Origin of the sequence: Photobacterium profundum (assembly GCF_003026285.1) — a bacterium.
Lineage (GTDB): Bacteria > Pseudomonadota > Gammaproteobacteria > Enterobacterales > Vibrionaceae > Photobacterium > Photobacterium profundum.
In genome coordinates, this window is the sequence record NZ_PYOD01000012.1 from 16,222 (window position 1) to 38,858 (window position 22,637).

16 protein-coding genes, 3 tRNA genes and 2 pseudogenes are annotated in these 22,637 nt (G+C 39.3%); 14 read left to right on the forward strand and 7 right to left on the reverse strand.

The features are described from left to right. Positions 1-4: 4 nt before the first annotated feature. The 3 genes from galK to galE form a co-directional block, all read right to left on the reverse strand. Positions 5-1,207 (reverse strand): galactokinase, encoded by a 1,203-nt coding sequence (gene galK / locus C9J48_RS20540; protein WP_006232099.1) that lies wholly within the window; start codon positions 1,205-1,207, stop codon positions 5-7. A gap of 52 nt (positions 1,208-1,259) precedes the next feature. Continuing rightward, complete coding sequence (locus C9J48_RS20545; protein ID WP_006232100.1) at positions 1,260-2,351, reverse strand: UDP-glucose--hexose-1-phosphate uridylyltransferase; 1,092 nt, start codon at positions 2,349-2,351, stop codon at positions 1,260-1,262. 125 nt (positions 2,352-2,476) lie between these two features. Continuing rightward, positions 2,477-3,487: a UDP-glucose 4-epimerase GalE gene (galE, locus tag C9J48_RS20550; protein WP_006232101.1), complete on the reverse strand. Its 1,011-nt coding sequence runs from the start codon at positions 3,485-3,487 to the stop codon at positions 2,477-2,479. Between the two features lie 501 nt (positions 3,488-3,988). Between galE and ebgR the strand changes: the two genes are divergently transcribed. From ebgR to C9J48_RS20610, 12 genes are all read left to right on the forward strand, one after another. Continuing rightward, positions 3,989-4,966 carry a transcriptional regulator EbgR gene (gene ebgR, locus C9J48_RS20555; RefSeq protein WP_006232102.1) on the forward strand — a complete coding sequence of 326 codons (978 nt, stop codon included), beginning with the start codon at positions 3,989-3,991 and terminating at the stop codon, positions 4,964-4,966. 458 nt (positions 4,967-5,424) lie between these two features. Continuing rightward, positions 5,425-8,541 carry a beta-galactosidase subunit alpha gene (ebgA, locus tag C9J48_RS20560; RefSeq protein ID WP_036803408.1) on the forward strand — a complete coding sequence of 1,039 codons (3,117 nt, stop codon included), beginning with the start codon at positions 5,425-5,427 and terminating at the stop codon, positions 8,539-8,541. Next, positions 8,542-8,994 (forward strand): beta-galactosidase subunit beta, encoded by a 453-nt coding sequence (locus C9J48_RS20565; protein ID WP_006232104.1) that lies wholly within the window; start codon positions 8,542-8,544, stop codon positions 8,992-8,994. 91 nt (positions 8,995-9,085) lie between these two features. Then, on the forward strand, positions 9,086-10,510 hold the full coding sequence (locus C9J48_RS20570; protein WP_006232105.1) for an amino acid permease: 1,425 nt from the start codon (positions 9,086-9,088) through the stop codon (positions 10,508-10,510). Positions 10,511-10,773: 263 nt separating this feature from the next. Next, complete coding sequence (locus C9J48_RS20575; protein ID WP_006232106.1) at positions 10,774-13,935, forward strand: sensor domain-containing protein; 3,162 nt, start codon at positions 10,774-10,776, stop codon at positions 13,933-13,935. A gap of 117 nt (positions 13,936-14,052) precedes the next feature. Beyond that, a complete protein-coding gene (locus C9J48_RS20580; protein WP_006232107.1) occupies positions 14,053-14,400 on the forward strand; it encodes a hypothetical protein in 348 nt (115 codons plus the stop codon). A gap of 758 nt (positions 14,401-15,158) precedes the next feature. Next, the gene (gltS, locus tag C9J48_RS20585) at positions 15,159-16,382 is read left to right on the forward strand and encodes a sodium/glutamate symporter (protein ID WP_006232108.1); all 1,224 of its coding nucleotides are present in this window, start codon (positions 15,159-15,161) and stop codon (positions 16,380-16,382) included. A 280-nt stretch (positions 16,383-16,662) separates the two neighbouring features. After that, positions 16,663-16,935, forward strand: a complete 273-nt coding sequence (locus C9J48_RS20590) for a DUF5062 family protein (RefSeq protein ID WP_006232109.1) — start codon at positions 16,663-16,665, stop codon at positions 16,933-16,935. 220 nt (positions 16,936-17,155) lie between these two features. After that, the gene (locus tag C9J48_RS20595; protein ID WP_006232110.1) at positions 17,156-17,953 is read left to right on the forward strand and encodes a ParA family protein; all 798 of its coding nucleotides are present in this window, start codon (positions 17,156-17,158) and stop codon (positions 17,951-17,953) included. 302 nt (positions 17,954-18,255) lie between these two features. Continuing rightward, a tRNA-Val gene (locus tag C9J48_RS20600) sits at positions 18,256-18,332 on the forward strand. Positions 18,333-18,377: 45 nt separating this feature from the next. After that, positions 18,378-18,454 (forward strand) — tRNA-Val (locus tag C9J48_RS20605). Positions 18,455-18,498: 44 nt separating this feature from the next. Next, positions 18,499-18,575, forward strand: a tRNA-Val gene (locus C9J48_RS20610). Between the two features lie 328 nt (positions 18,576-18,903). Here the strand turns inward: C9J48_RS20610 and C9J48_RS20615 are convergent. After that, on the reverse strand, positions 18,904-19,716 hold the full coding sequence (locus C9J48_RS20615; RefSeq protein ID WP_006232111.1) for a nucleotidyltransferase domain-containing protein: 813 nt from the start codon (positions 19,714-19,716) through the stop codon (positions 18,904-18,906). A 117-nt stretch (positions 19,717-19,833) separates the two neighbouring features. Then, a complete protein-coding gene (locus C9J48_RS20620) occupies positions 19,834-20,391 on the reverse strand; it encodes a sugar O-acetyltransferase (RefSeq protein ID WP_006232112.1) in 558 nt (185 codons plus the stop codon). 215 nt (positions 20,392-20,606) lie between these two features. On the opposite strand from C9J48_RS20620, the pseudogene C9J48_RS20625 reads away from it, so the two are divergent. Then, a pseudogene (locus C9J48_RS20625) lies at positions 20,607-20,838 on the forward strand (hypothetical protein); the annotation flags it as partial. A gap of 404 nt (positions 20,839-21,242) precedes the next feature. Here C9J48_RS20625 and C9J48_RS20630 read toward each other — a convergent pair. Together C9J48_RS20630 and C9J48_RS20635 are read right to left on the reverse strand one after the other, a co-directional pair. Continuing rightward, positions 21,243-21,707: an ASCH domain-containing protein gene (locus C9J48_RS20630; protein ID WP_006232114.1), complete on the reverse strand. Its 465-nt coding sequence runs from the start codon at positions 21,705-21,707 to the stop codon at positions 21,243-21,245. A gap of 122 nt (positions 21,708-21,829) precedes the next feature. Next, positions 21,830-22,282 carry a GNAT family N-acetyltransferase gene (locus C9J48_RS20635; protein ID WP_006232115.1) on the reverse strand — a complete coding sequence of 151 codons (453 nt, stop codon included), beginning with the start codon at positions 22,280-22,282 and terminating at the stop codon, positions 21,830-21,832. 176 nt (positions 22,283-22,458) lie between these two features. Here C9J48_RS20635 and C9J48_RS28300 point away from each other — a divergent pair. Beyond that, positions 22,459-22,590 (forward strand): annotated as a pseudogene (locus C9J48_RS28300) (IS110 family transposase); the annotation flags it as partial. Positions 22,591-22,637 lie beyond the last annotated feature (47 nt).

Here is a 22,637-nt window from a genome sequence, read left to right on the forward strand (position 1 = left end):
CTTATTAAGCCGTTACTGATTCAAGTGTTGCTATGTCTACAATTTCACCAGCACCAGGCATGGCTTTACACACGTAAATAGATTCTTTCAGCCCTGTTTCTGCTTCATATTTTGCTTCTACAACCGCTTTAACGCTGTCAACCAATACTGGTGGCATAACTGCGACAATACAACCACCAAAGCCACCGCCAGTCATACGAACGCCACCTTCTTCACCAATGCATTCTTTAACCATATCAACCAATACATCAACTTCACGTACCGTAATTTCAAAATCATCGCGCATAGAGGCATGAGATTCAGCCATTAAACGCCCCATCTGCTTGATGTCATCAGCACTCAATGCAAGCGCAGCTTGTTCAGTACGATCGTTTTCGGTAATCACGTGACGCGCACGCTTCGCCACCATTTCATCAAGCTCATTCACACGTTCATTAAATTGATCGATGGTGACGTCACGTAACGCTTTTACACCAAAAATACGCGCAGCTTCTTCGCATTGTTCACGACGTGTATTGTATTCACTGCCTACTAAGCCGCGTTTTTTATTCGAGTTAATAATAACCACAGCCATATCTTCAGGCATAGATACAGGTGTCGTATCAAGCGTTCGGCAATCAATTAATAGTGCGTGGTTTGCTTTACCTTCTGCAGAAATTAATTGATCCATGATGCCGCAATTACAGCCTACAAATTGGTTTTCAGCTTGTTGACCATTTAAGGCAATATCTTGCTGAGTAATCATTAAGTTATAAAGCACTTTAAATGTCTGACCAATGACGACTTCAAGCGCAGCAGATGAACTTAAACCCGCGCCCTGAGGAACATTACCGCTTACCGTAATGTCTGCCCCATTAAATTCATAACCACGCTCTAATAAGCATTTCACTACACCTTTCACATAGTTAATCCACATGCAGTCTTGATCAAAGGTGATCGGTTGAGATAAATCAAACTCTTTTATTTCATTACTGTAATCAACGGCAACAACACGAACGATACTGTCTTCACGGCATGAAGCCGCCACAATAGTTTGATAATCAATCGCGCACGGTAATACAAAGCCATCGTTATAATCTGTGTGTTCACCAATAATGTTTACACGACCCGGCGCTTGAATAATTTGGCTTGGAGCATATCCCAATAGATCAGTGAATACAGACGTTACGCTATGAATTAAGGCTTGAGATTTATTGTTTTTTGTCATGTTCTTACTACCTAATAATCTGTTGAATAAGGGTTAACGTTGCGATTCACTGCTATTGTTCACGAAAATGAATATCACTCAGTGCGCGTAATTTGTCTGCTGCTTGTTCTGCGGTTAAATCACGTTGACTTTCAGCCAGCATTTCATAACCCACCATGAATTTACGTACTGTTGCAGAGCGCAAAAGAGGCGGATAGAACAATGCATGAAGCTGCCAATGTTCGATGCTTGTGTCGCTATCCTGACCTTCTTTAAAGAAAGGGGCGTAATGCCAACCCATCGAATACGGGAACGAGCACTTAAACAGATTGTCGTAACGGCTAGTCAGCTTTTTCATGGCTAGCGCAAGGTCATCGCGCTGCTCATCCGTTAATTCATTCATACGGCGTACATGCGTTTTCGGCATTAACATTGTTTCAAATGGCCATGCAGCCCAATAAGGTACAACAGCAATCCAATGTTCAGTTTCAACCACGGTACGAGATCCGTCTTTCATTTCACTGCTAACGTAATCAACCAGTAAGTTAGTGCCGTTTTCTTGATAGTACGCTCTTAAATTGTCGTCTTTACGGGCAATTTCATTCGGTAAAAAACTGTTCGCCCAAATTTGTCCATGCGGGTGAGGCTGAGAGCACCCCATCGCTGAACCTTTATTTTCAAAAGCTTGAACCCAAACATAATCTTGACCCAGCTCTTCAATCTGTTCGTTCCATGTATCAACAACACTGCGAATAGCGGGTACAGACAATTCTGGTAATGTCTTGCTATGATCGGGAGAGAAACACACTACACGGCTAAGCCCTCGAGCACTCTCGCTACGAAATAATGGGTTATCAGATTGCGGTGCGTCTGGTGTATCAACCGTTAACGCAGCGTGATCATTATTGAATACGTAGGTGCCAGTATAATCTGGGTTTTTATCACCAGACACTCGTGCATTCGTTGGGCATAAGAAACATCCACTATCATATTGTGTCTCAACTGCAGGCTCTGGTGTTTCATCAGCCCCCTGCCAAGGACGTTTTGCCCGATGAGGTGAAACTAAAACCCACTGACCCGTTAAAGGGTTATAACGACGATGCGGATGATCGGTTGCGTCAAAAGTGTCGCTGTTCAAATTTGTGCTCGAATCCATATTCGACATAATCAAAATTGCCTATTCAAAGTTGTACGAAGCAAGGCTTAAATGGACACAATAAATGCGGTTCACGCATCTAGCCCTACTGCTTAAATATCTTGATGTACTAAATATATTGCTGAAAATGGGGTTTAATATCCCTGAGGGTTTTCTGACTGCCAACGCCACGTATCTTGTGCCATATCGGTAACCTTGTAGTGGGCTTTCCAACCTAATTCTTGTTCTGCTTTTTGCGTATTAGCCCAACACTCAGCAATATCACCTGAACGACGAGGACAAATTTTATAGGCAACATCATGGCCACACGCTAGGCTAAATGCATTTACCATTTCTAATACACTACTACCCTGCCCTGTGCCTAGATTGTAGATATGCAAACCTGATTTTTGTCCAACAACATTTAGCGCCGCTACATGACCATCCGATAAGTCCATCACATGAATATAGTCACGAACGCCTGTACCGTCGGGAGTTGGATAGTCATCACCAAATACAGATAAGTACTCACGACGACCAACGGCAACTTGCGCAATAAATGGCATTAAGTTATTAGGAATACCTTGCGGGTCTTCGCCCATAGAACCTGATGGGTGTGCACCAACTGGATTAAAATAGCGCAGTAACGTAATGCTCCATGTCGGATCGGCAAAATGGATATCACGCAAGCATTCCTCAACCATATATTTACTACGACCATATGGGTTAGTAACATCGCCTGTAGGGGTCAATTCGTTAATTGGCATTTCAGTCGGATCACCATAAACCGTTGCCGAAGAACTAAAGACGAGACTTTTCACATTTGCTTTTACCATTTCATCGACAAGCACCAGCGTACCGTGAACGTTGTTATCATAATATTCAAGTGGCTTTTCTACCGATTCACCGACCGCCTTTAAACCTGCAAAATGAATAACAGAGTCAATTTTTTGCTCGCTAAAAATTTGTGAAAGAATTGTCTGGTCACGTACATCGCCCTCATAAAATAGAGGCGTTACACCAGTTAATGCATGCACTCTTTCAAGTACTGCTGAATTACTGTTTGATAAGTTATCGAGAATAATAGGCTCTAGCCCTGCATTAATCATTTGCACACATGTATGGCTGCCGATATAACCCATTCCACCAGTAACTAATACCTTCACAATCTCTCTCCAAATCTTGATTAACGATTAACTGCTAAAAAGTGTATCAAGCAAAACATACTGAGATCCGTGATCAAAACCACACTTGTGTAAACGTTTCCACTAAAATATAAAATACATAAATCGCATCGAAAAATGCGCAACTTCCATTAAGTCGAGGAACAACAAGGATTGATTCATAACAGAGGTGGAATATAAGCCATATATCCCAATAGATAATGTAAACGATTACTTGCGTAGTAATTGAATAGTTACGCTGATTTGATACAAAAATATCATCAAATGTACGAGTAAAAAACGCATGAGGGTGTCGATAATTTTACTAAAACATCATAAAATGGCTTTTGCTGCATCCCTATACTTATTTTAAATGCAGCGCTTTGGTATTAAGTACGTTTACGGTTCGATCGCATTCTTAACAAGTAATATAAGTTAGCTTCTAAAGCATGTTCATCCTCTACCTGATAACCGTAAATACGCATAAACTCCCAGGAGGGAAGAATGGCAACGTTAAAGGAAATAGCAAACGAAGCTGGCGTATCGCTCGCCACGGTTTCTAGAGTGTTGAATGATGATCCGAGCCTCAGTGTAAAAGAAGAAACAAAGCGTAGAATATTTGAGATTGCAGAAAAGCTCGAATATAAAACATCATCATCGCGTAAGGTTAGCACTAAACAACGCCTTAACTTCCTTGCTATATACAACTACAAGCAAGATGTTGAGTTTAACGACCCTTATTATTTATCTATTCGTCACGGTATTGAAACTCAATGCGAAAAATTGGGCATTAGTCTTACCAATGTGTACGAGTCGAAGGTTAATAATAAACTCAAACATATCGATGGCATATTATTAGTAGGTCGCTTACCCAATGAGCAACTTGCTACAGTAAAATCGCTATCTACAAATATTGCTTACGTAGACTATACCGATTTTGATCAAGACTTCGATTCTGTCGATATCGACCTTGCTCGTATCAGTCAAGAAGTCATTAATTTCTTTATCGCGCAAGATTACAATCGTATTGGATTCATTGGTGGGCAAGACTGTGCCAATAAGTCTGATGTGCGAGAGGTCGCATTTACTGAATACGGTCAGCTTAAAGGCGTAGTCTCTTCTGCTGATATCCATCGTGGTGATTTTACTAGTTCATCAGGCTATAAACTGGCGAAAAAAATGCTTGCTGGTGATCACCCCAAAGCATTGTTCATTGCTTCCGACTCTATTGCAATTGGGGTTTTGCGTGCCATTCATGAGCAAGGTCTCTCTATACCAGAAGATATAACTCTGATTAGTGTGAATGATATACCCACAGCAAAGTTCACCTTCCCTTCATTGTCTACCTTTAGAATTCATTCTGAGTTAATGGGCAGTCAAGGCGTTAATTTGCTGATGGAACGCAGCCGAGATGGCCGCACAATCCCTATTCGCTCTTATGTACCCAGCAAGCTTAGATTAAGAGATACAACGAAAAAATAACAGCTTATCTCTGCTTCAATACGAATGGTACTTTTGTGCCATTTTTTATGCCTATCGCAAAAGCTTAGACAGACCAGAGAATAGACTCTAACTGAGTTAAAAAGAAGACTTACTCATCTATTACATTCGTATTTTACTAAAACTTAATCAACATTCACCTTAAAGTATAACTCCACCCAGAAAGTACTCTTAATAGCTATCAACAAACATTTCCCTTAATAACCACCAAAAAGTATACCTTTCGCGTACATTAAACCATCGACCAGTCGATTTTTTCACTCCAGCCACCTCTTTTATATGCTAAATGCTCATATTCTTTCCCGCCAAGAATGTTAGTCGGCTCACAAACTCAAGAACAAAATGTGACCAAGTTAAAGCAAAATAGTTTTACTGATTTATTTTACTAAAATTTTAACTAACATAGCTCTCAGATTATAAAAATATGTCCGGGAGGCATTGTGAATAACTGGGAAAACTTTAACCATCTTAGCGAAAATAGAATAGCGCCACGCGCTTACTTCTTCTCTTACGACGCATTAAATAAAGCTAAGAGTTTTCAACGTGATCTGAGTAGTCACTTCATGCTACTTAGTGGGCAGTGGACATTTAATTTTTTCAATAATCCAATGCTTGTTCCTGATGAATTTTACAATCAAGAAATGGCAGAGTGGGATAGCATTCAAGTTCCGAACATGTGGCAAATGGAAGGTCATGGTAAGCTTCAATACACTGATGAAGGCTTTCCTTTCCCTATTGATGTTCCTTTTGTTCCGACTAACAACCCAACAGGTGCATATCAACGTACTTTCACCTTGGGTGACGCATGGGATGAACAACAAACAATCATCAGATTCGATGGCGTTGAAACCTATTTTGAAGTGTATGTAAACGGTCAATATGTAGGGTTCAGTAAAGGCAGCCGCCTAACCGCAGAGTTTGATATTTCAGAACAAGTAAAAGTGGGTAAAAATTTACTCTCTGTTCGTGTTATGCAATGGGCTGATTCTACCTATATCGAAGATCAAGACATGTGGTGGACTGCCGGGATTTTCCGTGATGTTTACCTTATAGGTAAAAAGCCCGTCCATGTTTACGACTATACAATACGTACAGATTTCGATACTCAATACCAAAGTGCAACACTTTCTGGCTCTGTCGTCATCGAAAACCTACAAACCGCACAGGCTTCAGGCTTCCAACTTGAATATGCGTTATATGATGGTAATCAGCTTATCTCCGATGGCTCAGTCGATAACCTAGCTATCGAAGAATGCCACACAGCTACTTTTGCTATTGATGTAACTAACCCTGTTCACTGGACAGCAGAAAATCCGCATTTATATCACCTATTCCTCACACTGAAAGATCATACTGGCAGTACCATCGAAATCATTCCACAACGTGTTGGTTTCCGTGACATAAAAGTAAAAGATGGCTTGTTCTATATCAATAACCAGTACGCCATGCTTCATGGAGTTAACCGCCATGACAATGACCATTTAAATGGTAGAGCGGTAGGCATGGATCGTGTAGAAAAAGACCTGATCTTAATGAAACAACACAACATCAACTCAGTACGTACCGCTCACTACCCTAACGATCCTCGTTTCTATGAAATGTGTGATATTTACGGTTTGTTTGTGATGGCTGAAACCGATGTAGAAACCCATGGTTTTGCTAACGTCGGCGACTTAAGTCGTATTACCGATGATGCCGAATGGGAAAATGTGTTTGTTGATCGTATTGAACGTCAAATTCATGCGCAAAAGAACCACCCTAGTATTATCATGTGGTCTTTAGGTAATGAGTCTGGCTACGGCTGCAATATTCGCGCAATGTGTAAAGCAGCAAAAGCCATTGATGATACCCGCCTTGTTCATTATGAAGAAGATCGTAATGCTGAAGTTGTAGATATTGTTAGCACCATGTACTCCCGCGTTCAGCTGATGAATTATTTTGGTGAACAACCCATGGACAAGCCTCGCATTATTTGTGAGTACGCTCATGCAATGGGTAATGGTCCGGGCGGGTTAACTGAATATCAAAATGTCTTCTACAAACATGATCATATTCAAGGGCATTTCTTATGGGAATGGTGTGATCACGGTATTCTTGAACAAGACGAAAAAGGCCGTGACGTTTATAAATACGGTGGTGACTACGGTGATTACCCGAATAACTATAACTTCTGTATGGATGGTTTGGTGTATTCAGATCAAACCCCAGGTCCCGGTTTACGTGAATACAAACAAGTTATCTGCCCAGTAAAAGTCAGTGTAAAAGATGCAGAAAATGGCCTTATCACTGTTGAAAACAAATACTGGTTCTCGACCTTAGATGACATCACCTTACTGGTCGATATTCGTGCTGAAGGTGAAACACTGGCTCAATACCAACTTTCAGTTGCCAATGTAAAAGTCGGTGAAAGCCGTGACCTTCAAGTTGCTCTACCTGAATTAGATGAACGTGAAGTCTTCATTAATGTCTCAGTACGAAAGAATTCAAGTACACGATACAGTGTCGCAAATAGCGAGCTGGGCATATTCCAATTCCAAATAAAAGAAAATACCGCGCAATTACCTACATTCACACACACCAATAGCACTGCGCTTAATGTTAAAGAGCAACGCCTAGAGTGGATAGTTGAAGGTTACAACTTCGAGCTGACGTTCTCTAAAATTAGCGGTCAATTAACATCTTGGCTGAGCAACGGTATTGAAATAATCGCTAGCTCACCAAAGATGAATTTCTTCAAGCCAATGATCGACAACCATAAGCAAGAGTATGAAGGTTTATGGGAACCTGCTCATCTGCAAATAATGGAAGAACATTTCCGCACACTACATATAGAGCAGCAAGACGGGAATGTTATCGTCACTGTTAACAGCATTGTTGCTCCGCCAGTTCTAGATTTTGGTATGCGTTGCACTTATATCTATGAAATTCATTCAGAAGGTCAAGTAAACCTCTCACTTACAGGAAAAAAATACGGGGAATACCCACATGTAATTCCTGTACTTGGATTGGATATGGGGATCAATAAGCAATTCGAACACGTTGAATATTACGGTCGTGGTCCTGAAGAAAACTATCTCGATAGTAAACAGTGCAACATCATTGATGTTTACCAGTCAACAGTAACAAGAATGTTCGAGAACTACCCTTTCCCACAAAATAACGGCAACCGCCAAGACGTGCGTTGGGCATCGCTAGTGAACCGCCAAGGTAATGGTCTGTTTGTTAAACCACAACAGCCTATTAATTTAAGTGCATGGCATTACACCAGTAAACACTTGCATGAAGCACAACATATCAATGAATTAGAAAAAAGCGGTTATATCACGCTAAACCTTGATCATAAGCTAATGGGATTAGGCTCCAACTCTTGGGGTTCTGAAGTATTAGATTCTTACCGTGTTTACATGAACGATTTCCAATACGCCTTAACGCTACTGCCATTTAGCCAAGCGAATTGCCGTGCAAATTACCTGGCGGGTCAAGATTTTTCACTCAACACACAAACAGCCCAAAACATCCAAGAAAACACACCAAGCATGATTGGCGGAGATAAATAGATGATTGTTTTAGAGAACCTCGAGCAACTCAAAACATTATACCGCGACGGACGTAAATGGAATCGCTGTGTCGAAGCTATCGAAAACATCGGCAATATTCGTGATGGCGTTTACCACTCGATTGGCGATTCACTGGCTTACATGATTGAAGATGGTGTGGCTAAAAACTCAGAGCACTTCATCGGAAACCGTCGTTACTTTGATATCCACTACTACCTCGAAGGCCAAGAAACCATTGAGGCAAACCACAAGCAGCAACTTGACGTCGTCATGCCTTATCAAGATGAAACGGACCGAGAATACCTTGCTGGCTCTGGCACCTTACAAACGGTTGGTCAGGGGCAAGTGGTCATATTCGACAATAACAACGCTTACCGATTCATCGGTGATAAGCGAATTCGCAAGGTAGTGCTTAAAGTCACGATTGAAGATGGCTACTTCCTAAATAAATAACTTAACTCAAAAACCATAAATTAAACCAATAACAAGGCTGTGTAATACATGCAGCCCATTTATACTTGACGTGTAATAACGGAGAAACACAATGTCTGAGTCTATAAGAGGCACAATTGGAAAATTTGCCCTACTATCAATGACCCTAGCGGCCGTTTTTAACTTCCGCAACGTGGTAAACAACAATATTGAAATCGGTTTATCATCGGCACCCATGTTTATTATTGCGACTCTTTTTTACTTCATTCCATTTTGCTTAATTGTAGCTGAGTTTGTTGCCTTAAATAAGAACTCAGAATCTGGGGTGTACGCTTGGCTAAAATCCACACTTGGTGGACGTTGGGCATTCTTAGGCGCATATACCTATTGGTTTGTTAACCTATTTTGGTTCACATCTTTATTACCCAACGTTATAGCTTTTGCTTCGTATGCTTTCTTAGGTTACGAAGTAGTCTTTAGCCCAATAGTCACCACAATTCTATGTACCGTACTATTTGCTGTTGCTACTTATGTATCGACTACTGGTGCAAAGCTTCTAGGCTCTATTACTTCTATTACCTCAACACTTGTTTTACTACTCACAGGTTCGTATATTCTGCTGGCTGGTGGTGCGCTTCTTGGCGGTACAGTACCTGCAGATCCAATTACTGTAGAAAGTATGACACCCACCTTCTCTTGGGCATTCCTAGGGGTTATCACATGGATTTTCATGGCAGCAGGTGGTGCAGAATCAATTTCAGTTTACGTAAATGATGTAAAAGGCGGCCATAAGTCGTTCGTTAAAGTAGTTATTCTTGCTGGTATCCTGATCGGTGCGCTCTATTCTATTTCATCATTACTCGTGAATGTATTTGTACCTAGAGAAGCATTAACATTTACCGGTGGTTCGGTGCAAATTTTTGAAGGACTGGCATTACACTACGGACTTTCAACTGAATTAGTAAACCGTTTTGTTGGTGTTGTCTTATTTGCTGCAATGTTTGGTTCCCTACTAATGTGGACTGCAACACCAGTTAAGATCTTCTTCTCTGAAATACCTGAAGGTATATTTGGTAAAAAAACCGTTAAACAAAATGAGCATGGTGTACCTGTTCGTGGTGCATGGATTCAATTCTTAATTGTTATTCCACTGCTTATCATCCCCGCTTTAGGCTCTGAATCAGCTCAAGACTTAATGAACACCGTTATCAATATGACAGCAGCGTCAGCGATGCTTCCACCAATCTTTATTATGGTTGCATACCTAATGCTACGTTTGAAATTTGATCACCTAGAACGTGATTTTAAAATGGGGTCTCGCAATGTTGGTATTGCTATTGTTTCCATGTTATTAGTTATTTTCTCTATTGGTTTTATTGCATCTACATTCCCTACTGGCGGTAATATTGCAATGATTCTGCTTTATAACGTTGGTGGTATTATTATTTTCCTAGGTTTTGCATGGTGGAAATACAATCAGTATGAAAAAAAGCTAGCAATGACTAATACAACAGAGCTTAATACCGCGGCGGAGTAGCCCTGCCGCCACGTCTGAAAAGTTAGACACAAAAAACCAGTAAATTTAATAACATACAGAAAAAACAACCCTCACTGGTGGTGCCTTTGAGGGTTTTTCGACTGACGACAATCATTAAAACCATGTAATTAACCTTTAAATCAATAAGTTAATTAACCTCCTCCGTCACAACTCTAAAATAAATCTTCCCAACTTGAAGTACTATGCTATCGCGTGTATATACTGTATACAAATAGAGACCCCTCCCATTTTATGGATGCTGTATGAAAAAAGCTTTACTTCGTTTTATTGTATTACTGTTACCCCTACTATCAATTACGACGGTAGCAACACTGTACATATATCATGAAGATGCTAACCAGCTAGAGCTACGCATTCAGGAAAAAGAACTCACAAAACACCAATCTGTCCTTCATATCACCCGCTTACACTTCACACCAATTATTGATGATTTACGCTATTTAACGACCAAGTCACAAGAACTCGCTTTTACGCCTGAGTTAACACTAAATCAAAAAGATCGGATGTTAGAAACCTTTATTCGTATTATGAAAACAAGGAATCATTACGATCAAATACGTCTGATCAATGCTAATGGAATGGAAGTACTGCGGGTTAATAAAAAAGGCGACGATATAGTCTTAGTACCCAGCAACGAACTTCAAGATAAAAGTAAGCGGCCTTATATTCAAAGAGGCCTTCAGGTACCAATTGGCAGTTTTTATACTTCGCAATTCGATCTTAATGTCGAAAACGGTAAAATTGAAATCCCCATTAAACCCATGCTGCGTTTTGTTAGCCATTTCAAATCCAATGGCGAATCTTGGTTAATCACATTAAATTATCTAGGAGACGATTTTTTACATCAAATACAGCAAGAATATAACTGGGGACAAGGTGGCGGAAATTGGCTCGTCAATAATGATGGACAATGGCTTCTAGGTCCAAATAAAGAAAGTTCTTGGCAATTTGACTTAAATAATGCCATTGGTACAAAAGACTTTTTTCAGCAGTACCCTAATATTTGGGCTGAAATAGGAAAAAAGAAACACGGTCAAATACGTGCTGGTGATTACCTTTATACCTATTCTCGCTTCTTTTCTAGTAAAGAATTAAGCAGTACCAAATTATTTGTCCTTCCTTTTGAGGGGGCAGATTTACCTTGGACAATTATTTCAAGAGTCAACATGCCGAGTTTAGTGACTGAGCTGTCCTTTTCTCAACAACGTATCATTAAATTTGCCACCTTTGGTATTCTCGTAATGGCATTAGTCGCGGGTTCTATTGTGCTTGCTTGGCATCTGTATCAACAATTAATTAATGAAAAGAAGCTAAAACAAGAAATTGATGACAATGCTCAACGTTACGCATCGGTATTAAAAAATGCGCCTGATGGTTTAATAACGTTGAATAATAATTTAGAAATAACCGCTTTAAATCATTCGGCTGAACGTGTTTTTAATATCACTGATACTGCCGAAGCCATGGGAAAAAATATCACTGAGATAGTTCATGATACAAAAGCAAAAAACGCACTGAACAAACTCATCTATCAAGTTCAGCTTGCTATGGCAGATGGTAACAATACCCCAATCAAGGCTAGTATCCAGCTGCCGAATCATACAAGCATAAAATATATCGCTCTTATTGCTAGTGAAACTGTTTTCAGTTCAACCAGTGAAATCTTGCTTCATATTAGTGATGTCACTGATTGGATTGAAAGAGAGTTAAAGTTAAAAAGTCTATCTCATGCAGTAGAGCAAAGTGATGATACTGTTCTTATTACAGATAAGAACGGTATTATTGAATATGTTAACCACTCTTTTGAAGCGTTTACTGGCATCACCTCAGCTGAGGCGTTAGGACGAGATTCACGCACTTTAATGAAGGGGGCTAATGAAACAACCAGTGAAATAAAGCATATTCATCAACAATTAAAAGCAGGAAAAACAATTCACCGCGTTATTACACGGAAAAAATCTGATAATACGGTTTGCTATGAAGACGAAACAATTTCACCAATTCGTAACGATACCGGGAAAATAAGTCACTACATATCGACGGGAAAGGATATTACAGAACGCGTGCTGTTTGAAAGTAAGCTTCATAAACTCGCTCATTATGACCTTTTAACTGAACTACCTAATCGTCTACTTCTCCTGCAGTACATTGAACAAGCCATCACGAACGCAGAAGAGATGAAAACATCTGTTGTCGTATTCAATATAGATCTCGATTTTTTTAAAAAGATAAATGATTCTCTTGGTCATGATGTGGGTGATAAAGTATTAATCACCATTGCCAAACGTATTACACGTTCACTTCGAGATGAAGACGTTCTTGCTCGTTTAGGGGGCGATGAGTTTGCCATTTTAATTCAGTCGGATACCTCATCGCAAAGTATTGCTACTCTGGCTGAACGCATTATAAATAATATTTGTGCCTCTTTATCTATAGAAGAAAAATCATTATCGATTACAGCAAGCATGGGTATTGCCGTTTACCCTGAAAATTCTGTAGATAGTGATGCCTTATTAAAAAACTCGGATATTGCACTTTATCACGCTAAAGATCAGGGACGTAATCGATATTGTTTTTTCACCCCCAAAATGGGTATAGAAAGTGTACAACGTCTTCAACTTGAATCTGACCTACGTAAAAGTCTAGGTACTGATCAGTACACGTTTTTTTATCAACCTAAGGTGAATGCTAAAACCCATAAAGTATGTGGTATTGAAGCATTATTACGTTGGAAGAATGAAGAAGGTCAGATCCAATCGCCATTAGGGATCATTCCGATTCTTGAAAATTCAGGGCTTATTGTCAATGTTGGCGAAACGCTGATCAATCAAGCCTGTGAACAGTTAGCAATTTGGCAGAGTAACGGGTTAGACCTACACTTTGCATTAAATATCTCTGCACGCCAATTATTGCATTCAGACATCGTAGATACTGTGTATAAAGCCGTTACTATGTCAGGCTGTAATCCCCACTACCTAGAGTTAGAAATAACGGAAAGTGTCGTCATGGCCGATGTGAAGTTAGCCTTCGATAAGCTCATTAAATTAGAAGCTCTTGGTGTGAAAATTGCCATCGATGATTTCGGTACGGGATACTCTTCACTCGCCTACCTTAGTCGATTCCCAATACATATTTTGAAGGTAGATAGAGAGTTTGTTCAAGACCTGCCAATGAACAAAGATAGCGTTACAATCACGCGTTCTATTATTGAACTAGCACATAACTTATCGATGCTCGTTGTAGCAGAAGGTGTCGAAAACGAAGATCAAATTAAATTTTTGACCAACATTGGCGTTGAAGAGTTTCAAGGCTACTACTTTGGTAAACCTATGCCAATCGATGAATTCGAAGTGAAATTTATCACTGATAGTGCAAATGCTGAAGATATTCTGAATGAAAGCTAGTCTGTTATAAACAATAAACGTCTCAGATGTAAAAAACGTCCATACTTAAGTTATTAAAGCTTCTATTCAGCAAGAGGCTGACTTACTATATTCAAGATATTATAAAGGGGCAGCATTATGAGCTTTAGTGATTATTTAGATGATTTTATTAAACAACGCGATCAACGCCCTCAAACACCTGCTCGTCAACAGTTTAGACGTCAACCTGCACAATCAGTGCAAGATGCTACAAATCAGAGCAAAGCACGTGAAGCCATGGCACGAGAACAAGAAGATGCTTCAGAACGTGCGACAGAGGAAACAAAGCAACCTCATACACGTATTCATGGGCGTTGTATGACAGCTCAAGAATTATATGCACTTGACCAACAAAAAGTAGACGCGATACCTGTTAGTCAATCACGATTAGATTTTATTCAGCAATTAAAGAAAGACCTAAAACTGAAAAAACATTCAGATTCTTAATTAAGTGTATTTAATAATCTAAAAACCCGAAGTGTATAGACCTAGAACATACAGTAGCTGGTTTAGTACCAGCTCTTTTATCCTAGAATAACAACCATTACATCTATACATAATTAACCTTAAACTGACAAAACAATTCATACTAACTATATTATTGATTACTCTTCCCTCCACTTACGTAACAAACATTATCAAGAGAACCACCCCAAAAACTTGTTCTATTATATTTAACCACCGTCAATTAGAACAAAAAATGAACTATTCACAGCAGTTAGATTCCTAACAGATTAAAAGATGAAATTTAATTTAATAAATATTGCTGAATCCACTCCAAAATAAGCCATAAAGATTCTCCGCATATTCCACTGTTTATTTTTCATACCCTATCAGTACAGATTTAACTGATATTTTACACAACAGAGAATATATAAAGCATATTTGGCAGTACCATAAAAATATCATATGCATGATTAATATCATTTTTTTTAAAAAATGCATCTTAACTTGCTTATAAAGTATCGTTTATTCAACATATATATCCACATGGAACCAACACATCATACCAATCTTATTTTCTACACAAACGTCACAAAAAAATCACTTTAGACAAACTAAAGATAACACCCCAACAAACAAGCAACATTTGAAACATTAAAGCTCTGTGAGGCCTACACTATTAGAGCGCTTAGCACAATATAGGCACAAGAGATTTTAGCGGTTAATATTGACCATTAAGAAAAGTATGAAAAGACTAAATCATGAATACTACAATTCAAATAAACGAGCTAGAATCTTTGCTCATTGCGATTATTGTGCTTTTTCTTGGCTACTTCATTAATACAAAAGTAACGGTTCTTCGGAAGTATAATATTCCAGAACCTATTGTAGGAGGCCTAATAGTCGCGGTTATAATTGCTTTAATACATCAGCAAGGCATCGACATTACTTTCAAACTCAGTATTAAAGACACTTTAATGCAGATGTTTTTTGCTACCGTCGGCCTAGCTGCAAGCTACAAGCTACTGGCACAAGGTGGTTCACGCGTATTTTTATTTTTAGGGTTAGCAACGGTTTTCATCATCATCCAAAATGCTGTTGGTGTAACACTAAGTACCTTACTTGGCTTAGACCCTATTATTGGCTTAATAGTGGGCTCAATAACACTGTCTGGCGGACATGGTACGGGTGCTGCTTGGGCACAAAGCTTTGCAGCAGATTACAATCTACACGTTCTTGAACTGTCTATGGCCTCTGCAACATTTGGCTTAGTGATGGGCGGAATTATTGGTGGACCTGTTGCACAGCGCCTGATTAACAAACACAAATTGAAGTCATCGTTTGGTGATGGTGAGCATCACCATATTGAACATCCTGATCTGATTACTTATAGCGATAAAGAAGAAGATCGTATTACGTCAAAGAACACCATTGAAGTACTGTTCATCTTGTTGATCTGTGTTGCAGGTGCTGCACATGTGAAAGAACTTGTTGATAGCTTTGGTATTTCTTGGCTTCGTATCCCTGACTTTGTTTATGCATTGTTTATTGGTGTTTTTATCACCAACATTAGTGAAACAACAAAAGTTTATAAGATCAACAGTGAAACGGTTGATGCGTTAGGTACCATTTCATTATCACTCTTTTTGGCAATGGCCTTAATGAGTCTTAAGTTGTGGGAATTGCTTGAATTGGCTTTACCAATGCTGATGATCCTAACAGTACAAACGGTCGTGCTTGCTGCGTTTGCGTATTTTGTTACCTTCCGCGTTATGGGCAGGACGTATGATGCTGCAGTTATTGCTGGTGGCCACTGTGGTTTTGGTATGGGTGCCACACCAACGGCAGTGATGAACATGGGGTCTTTAGTGTCACGAAATGGACCATCACCCCAAGCTTTCATGGTTGTTCCTATTGTTGGTGCTTTCTTTATCGATATCGCGAACTTGATAGTTTTACAAGGTTATTTAAGTTTTATTCAGTAGCACTTTACATTCATGCTAAATTGCGTAACTGACAAATAGCGGAATATCAAAGGGGATGACATTTTGTCATCCCTTTTTTTGAGGTTATATTTCGTGATACAGCGCTCATCGCGGAAAATTGAAGTTAATAACGAACAAACGTTACACAATGAAACCATAAATTTCATACCTCATTTGTTACGTTTGTTGTAATCTAGTCTTAGTGTTAAATGAGATACAGCACACATCCATTGTCATTATTTGGGCACAACTTTTACGCATTCATAGGTAGAGATGAACAATGAAAAAGAATAAAAACAAGAACAACAATGATGCTAAATTACTTAAGAAAGCCATGGAGCTAGGCTTTGCATTCGCTAAAAAGCAAGGATATGGAGACTTAGAGAAAACCGTTTCATCCACAGAACGTGTTGAATGCATTTACCGTTTACTCATCGAATGTAAGCAAATTACCCCTCTTGCCATTGATCAAGAAGATGGCGTAAACATGAAGCATAAGTTGGTGCTTTGGATAACCCGTCTACTACCACCTGATCACGAATTACTGCAATAATTACCGTCATACTAATCACATTATTCGCTATATCATTTAGCGCACAACAATCAGCAAGCAGATTACAAACTGACTGCTGATTTTTGTATCTAGCTTTTTTATAACAACACGTTACCTAATTCTTTGCCTTCATTGCAATTACAACAAACAAATGTTGCCACCTTGTTTACAGCCATGTAACTTATTATCATCACTCAGATAATATCAAGGATGGTCATAAATGCGTCGTGTCGTATTTAATCAAAAAGGTGGGGTTGGTAAATCCAGCATTGCAGCTAATTTGGCAGCCTTAAGCGCGGCTAAAGGGTATAAAACATTATTGATTGATCTGGATGTTCAAGGTAACAGTAGTCACTATTTAGGCTACGACGTTAACTCTGAAAGTAAACAAACCATAGCAGATCTATTAAACCAAACCGTTGGCTGGTTTAGTGTTTCCACACCTGTGATTGAATTCCCACAACCCACGTCATTTACTAACCTTGACATTATTCCATCTAGCCCACGATTAGAAAAAATCGAATCTGAATTAGAACGCCGCTATAAGATATATAAGCTTCGTGATGCGCTAGATGAACTAGACAAACGATATGAGCGTATTTATATCGACACCCCACCCAACCTAAACTTTTTCAGTAAAGCCGCCTTAATTGCCGCTCAGCGCTTACTTATCCCCTTCGACTGCGATAGCTTTTCACAGCAAGCACTATTAACGCTACTCAATAATTTATCGGAATTACGAGAAGACCATAATCCTACACTCGAGGTTGAGGGTGTTATCGTCAATATGTTTAATGCTCAGGCTAACTTCCCAAAGAAAATCATTGCTGACTTGAAGGATCTCGGATTACCGATTCTTGAACCTTACCTACCTCAGTCGATAAAAATGAAGGAATCACACTATCATCAAAAGCCACTTATCCATTTGCTGCCGGCACATAAACTCACGAAAAGTTTTGAACAGTTATTTATAACACTTGAAAAAAGTGCACCCGTGCTAGCTGAAGTAGAAACCTAACATTACCGTCAAATAATCATTGATGACACTGGTGAATAACTAGAAAACCATCAGTCGTCATCAGTGCCATCACATTAAGGTTGCGAGTTAAACATTAAAAGAATCATCTGCAATCTCTATCATCATGATAAATCTCAACAACTTCCCCTCAATTTATTCGCCTTTTTACGCTCACACGACCACCAAACTGGTTACTCTGCGAGCAAATGGATGTAAATTAATAAAAAAGCGATCTCAAACACTTGCGCGATATAAATCGAATCGCTACTATTCTCTCGTTCCCAAAAACGAACAAACAATTTGCTCGCTTAGCTCAGTTGGTTAGAGTACTTGCATGACATGCAAGGTGTCACTGGTTCGAGTCCAGTAGCGAGCACCAAATTTCAGATAGCACGCAATAGCTTGTTATTACACAGTACAATTTGCTCGCTTAGCTCAGTTGGTTAGAGTACTTGCATGACATGCAAGGTGTCACTGGTTCGAGTCCAGTAGCGAGCACCAGTTTTAGATAGCACGAAATAATTTGTTATCACACAGTACAATTTGCTCGCTTAGCTCAGTTGGTTAGAGTACTTGCATGACATGCAAGGTGTCACTGGTTCGAGTCCAGTAGCGAGCACCAAATTCTCTTAGAGATACATCAAGCCTGCTTTTAGCAGGTTTTTTTGTATCTGATGTTTATTGCTATAATACCTACCATCGAACTTAATACTAAGTAAACGCTGAAGCCAAACACAATACAGGTGCGAACTTTTGTTGCGACACGTGAAGATTGAAAAACAGAAAAGAAAATCGCTGCTGGACCTATTATTAGCATCCTGCCAGAACTTAGCTATATCACGCCGCTGCCTTCATCGGCGTAGCCCCTCTGTGAATAGAGAAAGCGGACATTATAAAGGACACTGAAAAATACAAGGCAGTAGCCCTAAGTGAGAGTCGTTAGATAGAGTTCAACTCTTCTTGCTAGCAAACTCGTTAGCAAATCGATTAACCAACCAGCGACCATAACCGTCAATTAAAGCTGTAACCTCAGCTACTGACGAATTATCGTTATCTAAAATTGCAAGAGCTTGATTGATCCCATCACTCTGCACCTCCTCATAGGTAAGTACTGTTCGTGCACACCTTTCTAGGCTTTGGTGCCAACTATTGTCTATCTCTGCAACCAGTGAGTAAGAGGTCCGAATTAGTTTCTTTGCGATAAACTTCCCTTTAACAGCAACATTATCCGTATTCAACTGGGCTTGAGTAGCCTTTAACATACAATCGAGATCACTATTAATAGCACGAGAAACTTGAATACTTGGCCTATGTTTTCTGAAGAATACTGATAAATCGTTCCCCCAAACACAACAGCAACAGTGTTTGAGCCAAAATTGCCAATGATATTCTTCAACAGAGTCCATCACCTCATCAACATGTCCGAGATCAAAATCAACTTTGCTTATTATTGGGAAATCACGACAAATGATTGATGCAAGCTGTTCTAGTTGTAATTGTTGAGCGTAAACTAAAGGAGAATGAAATATTACCGAAATATCTAAATCCGATTTGTATAGCACAGCCTCCCCACGAGCAATACTGCCGTAAAGATAAATACTATGAATTTGATTTGAGAATGTTGAAACAAGTAAATTAAATTTTTCAACTATAAGTGGTTGAAATTCTCTTTGTATATTTTGGGGTGAGCAACGGTTAAGAACATAACCGTGTTCATCTAAGCCATTATCAAGATCCATATCACCCTGACATTCGATTTCCATGCTCATCACTTTCCTTGAAATATAAAACACCGAACATAAGTTACACCACGGCTAACTCACCAAGCACACTCAACTCCATACCAAAACTGCGAAGTAAAATGTGTCAACTTGATGTTTTTATAATTCTACTTTTTTTAGTATGCGTGCAGGGTTTCCACCGATAACTACGTTGTCAGGAAAACACTTCGTAACAACTGAGCCAGATGCAACTACAACGTTATTACCTAGTATTACTCCAGGATTGATTGTTGCATGCCCTCCTATCCAGCAGTTATCACCAATAACTATTGGTTTGGCAAATTCAGACCCACTATTCCTCTCAATAGGGTTAATTGGATGACAAGCAGTATAAATGCCGACTTGAGGACCTATGAAACAATTATTTCCAATCATAACCTCAGCACAATCCAATATTACGCAACCAAAATTCACATAAAAATTATTACCTACGGATATGTTTCGCCCATAATCACAATTAAAATTTGGTTCTATTTTTATGTTCCCTTCGATACTCCCAAGTAGCTCATGAAGAATTTTTTCCCTCTCATCTTTCTGCATCCGAGTCGTTTGATTATATTTGAAAGTAAGATTTCGGGCTTTTAAGCGCATATCTGATAACACTTCATCACTAGGATCATAAATGTCGCCCGATAGCATCTTATCCAATTCACTCATTTTTCATTTCTCTTTCATTAGTTCGACTGAGCCACATAGAAACATAGACATAATGACTCCCATGAAGTGCTAGCCTCCACTTCGTAGGTTCGCTGTAACAGCCCGAGCCATAATGTATGTGATTAACTTACATACATGGAAGGCTAGCACGAGTAAACATAACATACTTTTCATTGACTTAGACACGTACAAAGAATCAACTTAGGTTGCCTCTAAAGCACTTGCGGTGGCTCACTCTTATCGATAACGCATTACCCCATGATATAAAAACATGCCGATACTATCCCTTAGTGAAAGCAATTCAAGCTATGCGTGGCAACCACCGAGCACGACGCTTATTAGTTGAAGGGGCACACAGTTACCTGCATCCCGCTAAGATCTCCGCTGAAATGCAGTAAAGACATCATAGAGATTGCTTGGAAAGCACAATTAAGATTGCGCCGTCGATCCTAAACAACGATTAGTGATGCAAACTCCGATAGGCGTTGGCTGGCTGCTACGATAAGTAATTGACCCACGAGCATAGACTGAAGACTGGTACCACGACGTAATAAGTAAGGTAGGTAAGACTGATTACAATAATCAGTAATCCACGAATACCAGCATGTTAATCGTCGAAAGTTACTGGCTTCATTTAAGACGTCAGCTCATCTCTCACCGATATCATGGTTCTGGCTTTACTTGAGTACGATTTTGCACATGCTGCTTGACATGGAGAGCTATACCAACGAATGCATAACACGTTTACTACTATGAAAATTTAGTTGAATTTTAATGCCTAAAAATCAAAACTAAAGACAAACCCACAATGGTGAGTGTAGTAAACCGTGTTGATGCATTTGTTATATTACCTATTGATAAACGACATGAAATCGTTCCAATACAAGAATCATGTCCTCATTAGGCTCGATATTTAACTCTGAACATTCAGCAGCAAAGAAACGCCAATGAGCTTCACGCCACCATTTCAGTGAACGGTTGCCCTCACCTTCTGCATAAGCAAATTCTGCGGTGACTTCGTTATATTTACATGTTTCAACTGAATCAATCTCGATGATACAAACTGGCCTACCATTCCAATCAACAACCACTTGTAAATGTCCAACTGTTGGCATTGGTTCTTCACCAGATTCATACCAAACATTTAGGCTACAAGTTGCTGTCTTTTGACCAATTCGGATTAACTCAGCACACAGATTGGCATTCTGTTCATCAGCACAAAAATAGTCTGAACTGAGTGATTGATACTTTTTACGCTCAGTTTCAGAAAGTGAACTGAGATACTTATCCAAGTAGACTTGAGACTGTTCTTCCATGAAACCCTCTTAATTTATTTTTGCAATAATAAGTTGCACCATAGCTAGCTCAACAAGCGCACTGAACTCCATACCAAAACTGCGGAGTAAAACGTATCAACTTGATGTTTTTTAAATGCGATTCAGCGTAATCTACACACTAACCGCAACATATCTTTATGCTGAATACCATTTTCAAAGATTGGTTCATCGTAATTATCGAGAAAGAAATCCTGTAAAATAGAATCCACTCTAAAATCGTACCGCTGATAAAACGATAATTGATACCCAAAAGTGCCCGTACCAAGTTCAACGTTACTGAAACCAATTATAGATAATTCTTTTAATGCAAATTGAAGTAACTTTGAACCAATACCCTTTTTCTGATACTCCGGAGCTGTTGCAACATTATAGATTTCAGAAGTTGATTCGTTCAACGGTTTAGTTACGCAAATACTAACTATTACGTCACCATCAAATGCAGCAAAACAATCTGAGCCATCTAAATATTTTTTGATGCACATTTCAGAAGGATCAGCTTCAAGTAGTAATTCCATTGGGGCTAACTTTGCTGATACTTGTTTAAACTGAATCAAAGTATTTTCCTTTTAGAACCCTTAAAGTATTTAACGAATGGTATTGATTTAGCCAAACATAGCTTTAGTATCCACGGCGAAGATTCTGTAGGCAACATGTTGATTCAAAAAATAATAATGCGGTCTAAAGTTTTAACTACTTTTGTCAATATCCCACCGGCAATCATCGGGATGGAAGCCTGTGGTGTAAAGGCCTCGTTGAACTACGAGGCTTCAAACGGGCGACCGTGGCACTAACAGCCAAAAATGCACGAATTATCTGGTCGTTACTCCGCCACGGTACCGACTACGGACCGATTAAAAACTAACAGTTGTAGAATCACATTTAAAATGAAGTAACAAGCTTCACCGGGTC

What these genes read in the sequence shown, in the direction of transcription:
- galK (WP_006232099.1), bottom strand. Translation starts at nt 1,207, where the DNA reads ATGACAAAAAACAATAAATCTCAAGCCTTAATTCATAGCGTAACGTCT.
- C9J48_RS20545 (WP_006232100.1), bottom strand. Translation starts at nt 2,351, where the DNA reads ATGTCGAATATGGATTCGAGCACAAATTTGAACAGCGACACTTTTGAC.
- ebgR (WP_006232102.1), top strand. Translation starts at nt 3,989, where the DNA reads ATGGCAACGTTAAAGGAAATAGCAAACGAAGCTGGCGTATCGCTCGCC.
- C9J48_RS20565 (WP_006232104.1), top strand. Translation starts at nt 8,542, where the DNA reads ATGATTGTTTTAGAGAACCTCGAGCAACTCAAAACATTATACCGCGAC.
- C9J48_RS20570 (WP_006232105.1), top strand. Translation starts at nt 9,086, where the DNA reads ATGTCTGAGTCTATAAGAGGCACAATTGGAAAATTTGCCCTACTATCA.
- C9J48_RS20575 (WP_006232106.1), top strand. Translation starts at nt 10,774, where the DNA reads ATGAAAAAAGCTTTACTTCGTTTTATTGTATTACTGTTACCCCTACTA.
- C9J48_RS20580 (WP_006232107.1), top strand. Translation starts at nt 14,053, where the DNA reads ATGAGCTTTAGTGATTATTTAGATGATTTTATTAAACAACGCGATCAA.
- gltS (WP_006232108.1), top strand. Translation starts at nt 15,159, where the DNA reads ATGAATACTACAATTCAAATAAACGAGCTAGAATCTTTGCTCATTGCG.
- C9J48_RS20590 (WP_006232109.1), top strand. Translation starts at nt 16,663, where the DNA reads ATGAAAAAGAATAAAAACAAGAACAACAATGATGCTAAATTACTTAAG.
- C9J48_RS20595 (WP_006232110.1), top strand. Translation starts at nt 17,156, where the DNA reads ATGCGTCGTGTCGTATTTAATCAAAAAGGTGGGGTTGGTAAATCCAGC.
- C9J48_RS20615 (WP_006232111.1), bottom strand. Translation starts at nt 19,716, where the DNA reads ATGGAAATCGAATGTCAGGGTGATATGGATCTTGATAATGGCTTAGAT.
- C9J48_RS20620 (WP_006232112.1), bottom strand. Translation starts at nt 20,391, where the DNA reads ATGAGTGAATTGGATAAGATGCTATCGGGCGACATTTATGATCCTAGT.
- C9J48_RS20630 (WP_006232114.1), bottom strand. Translation starts at nt 21,707, where the DNA reads ATGGAAGAACAGTCTCAAGTCTACTTGGATAAGTATCTCAGTTCACTT.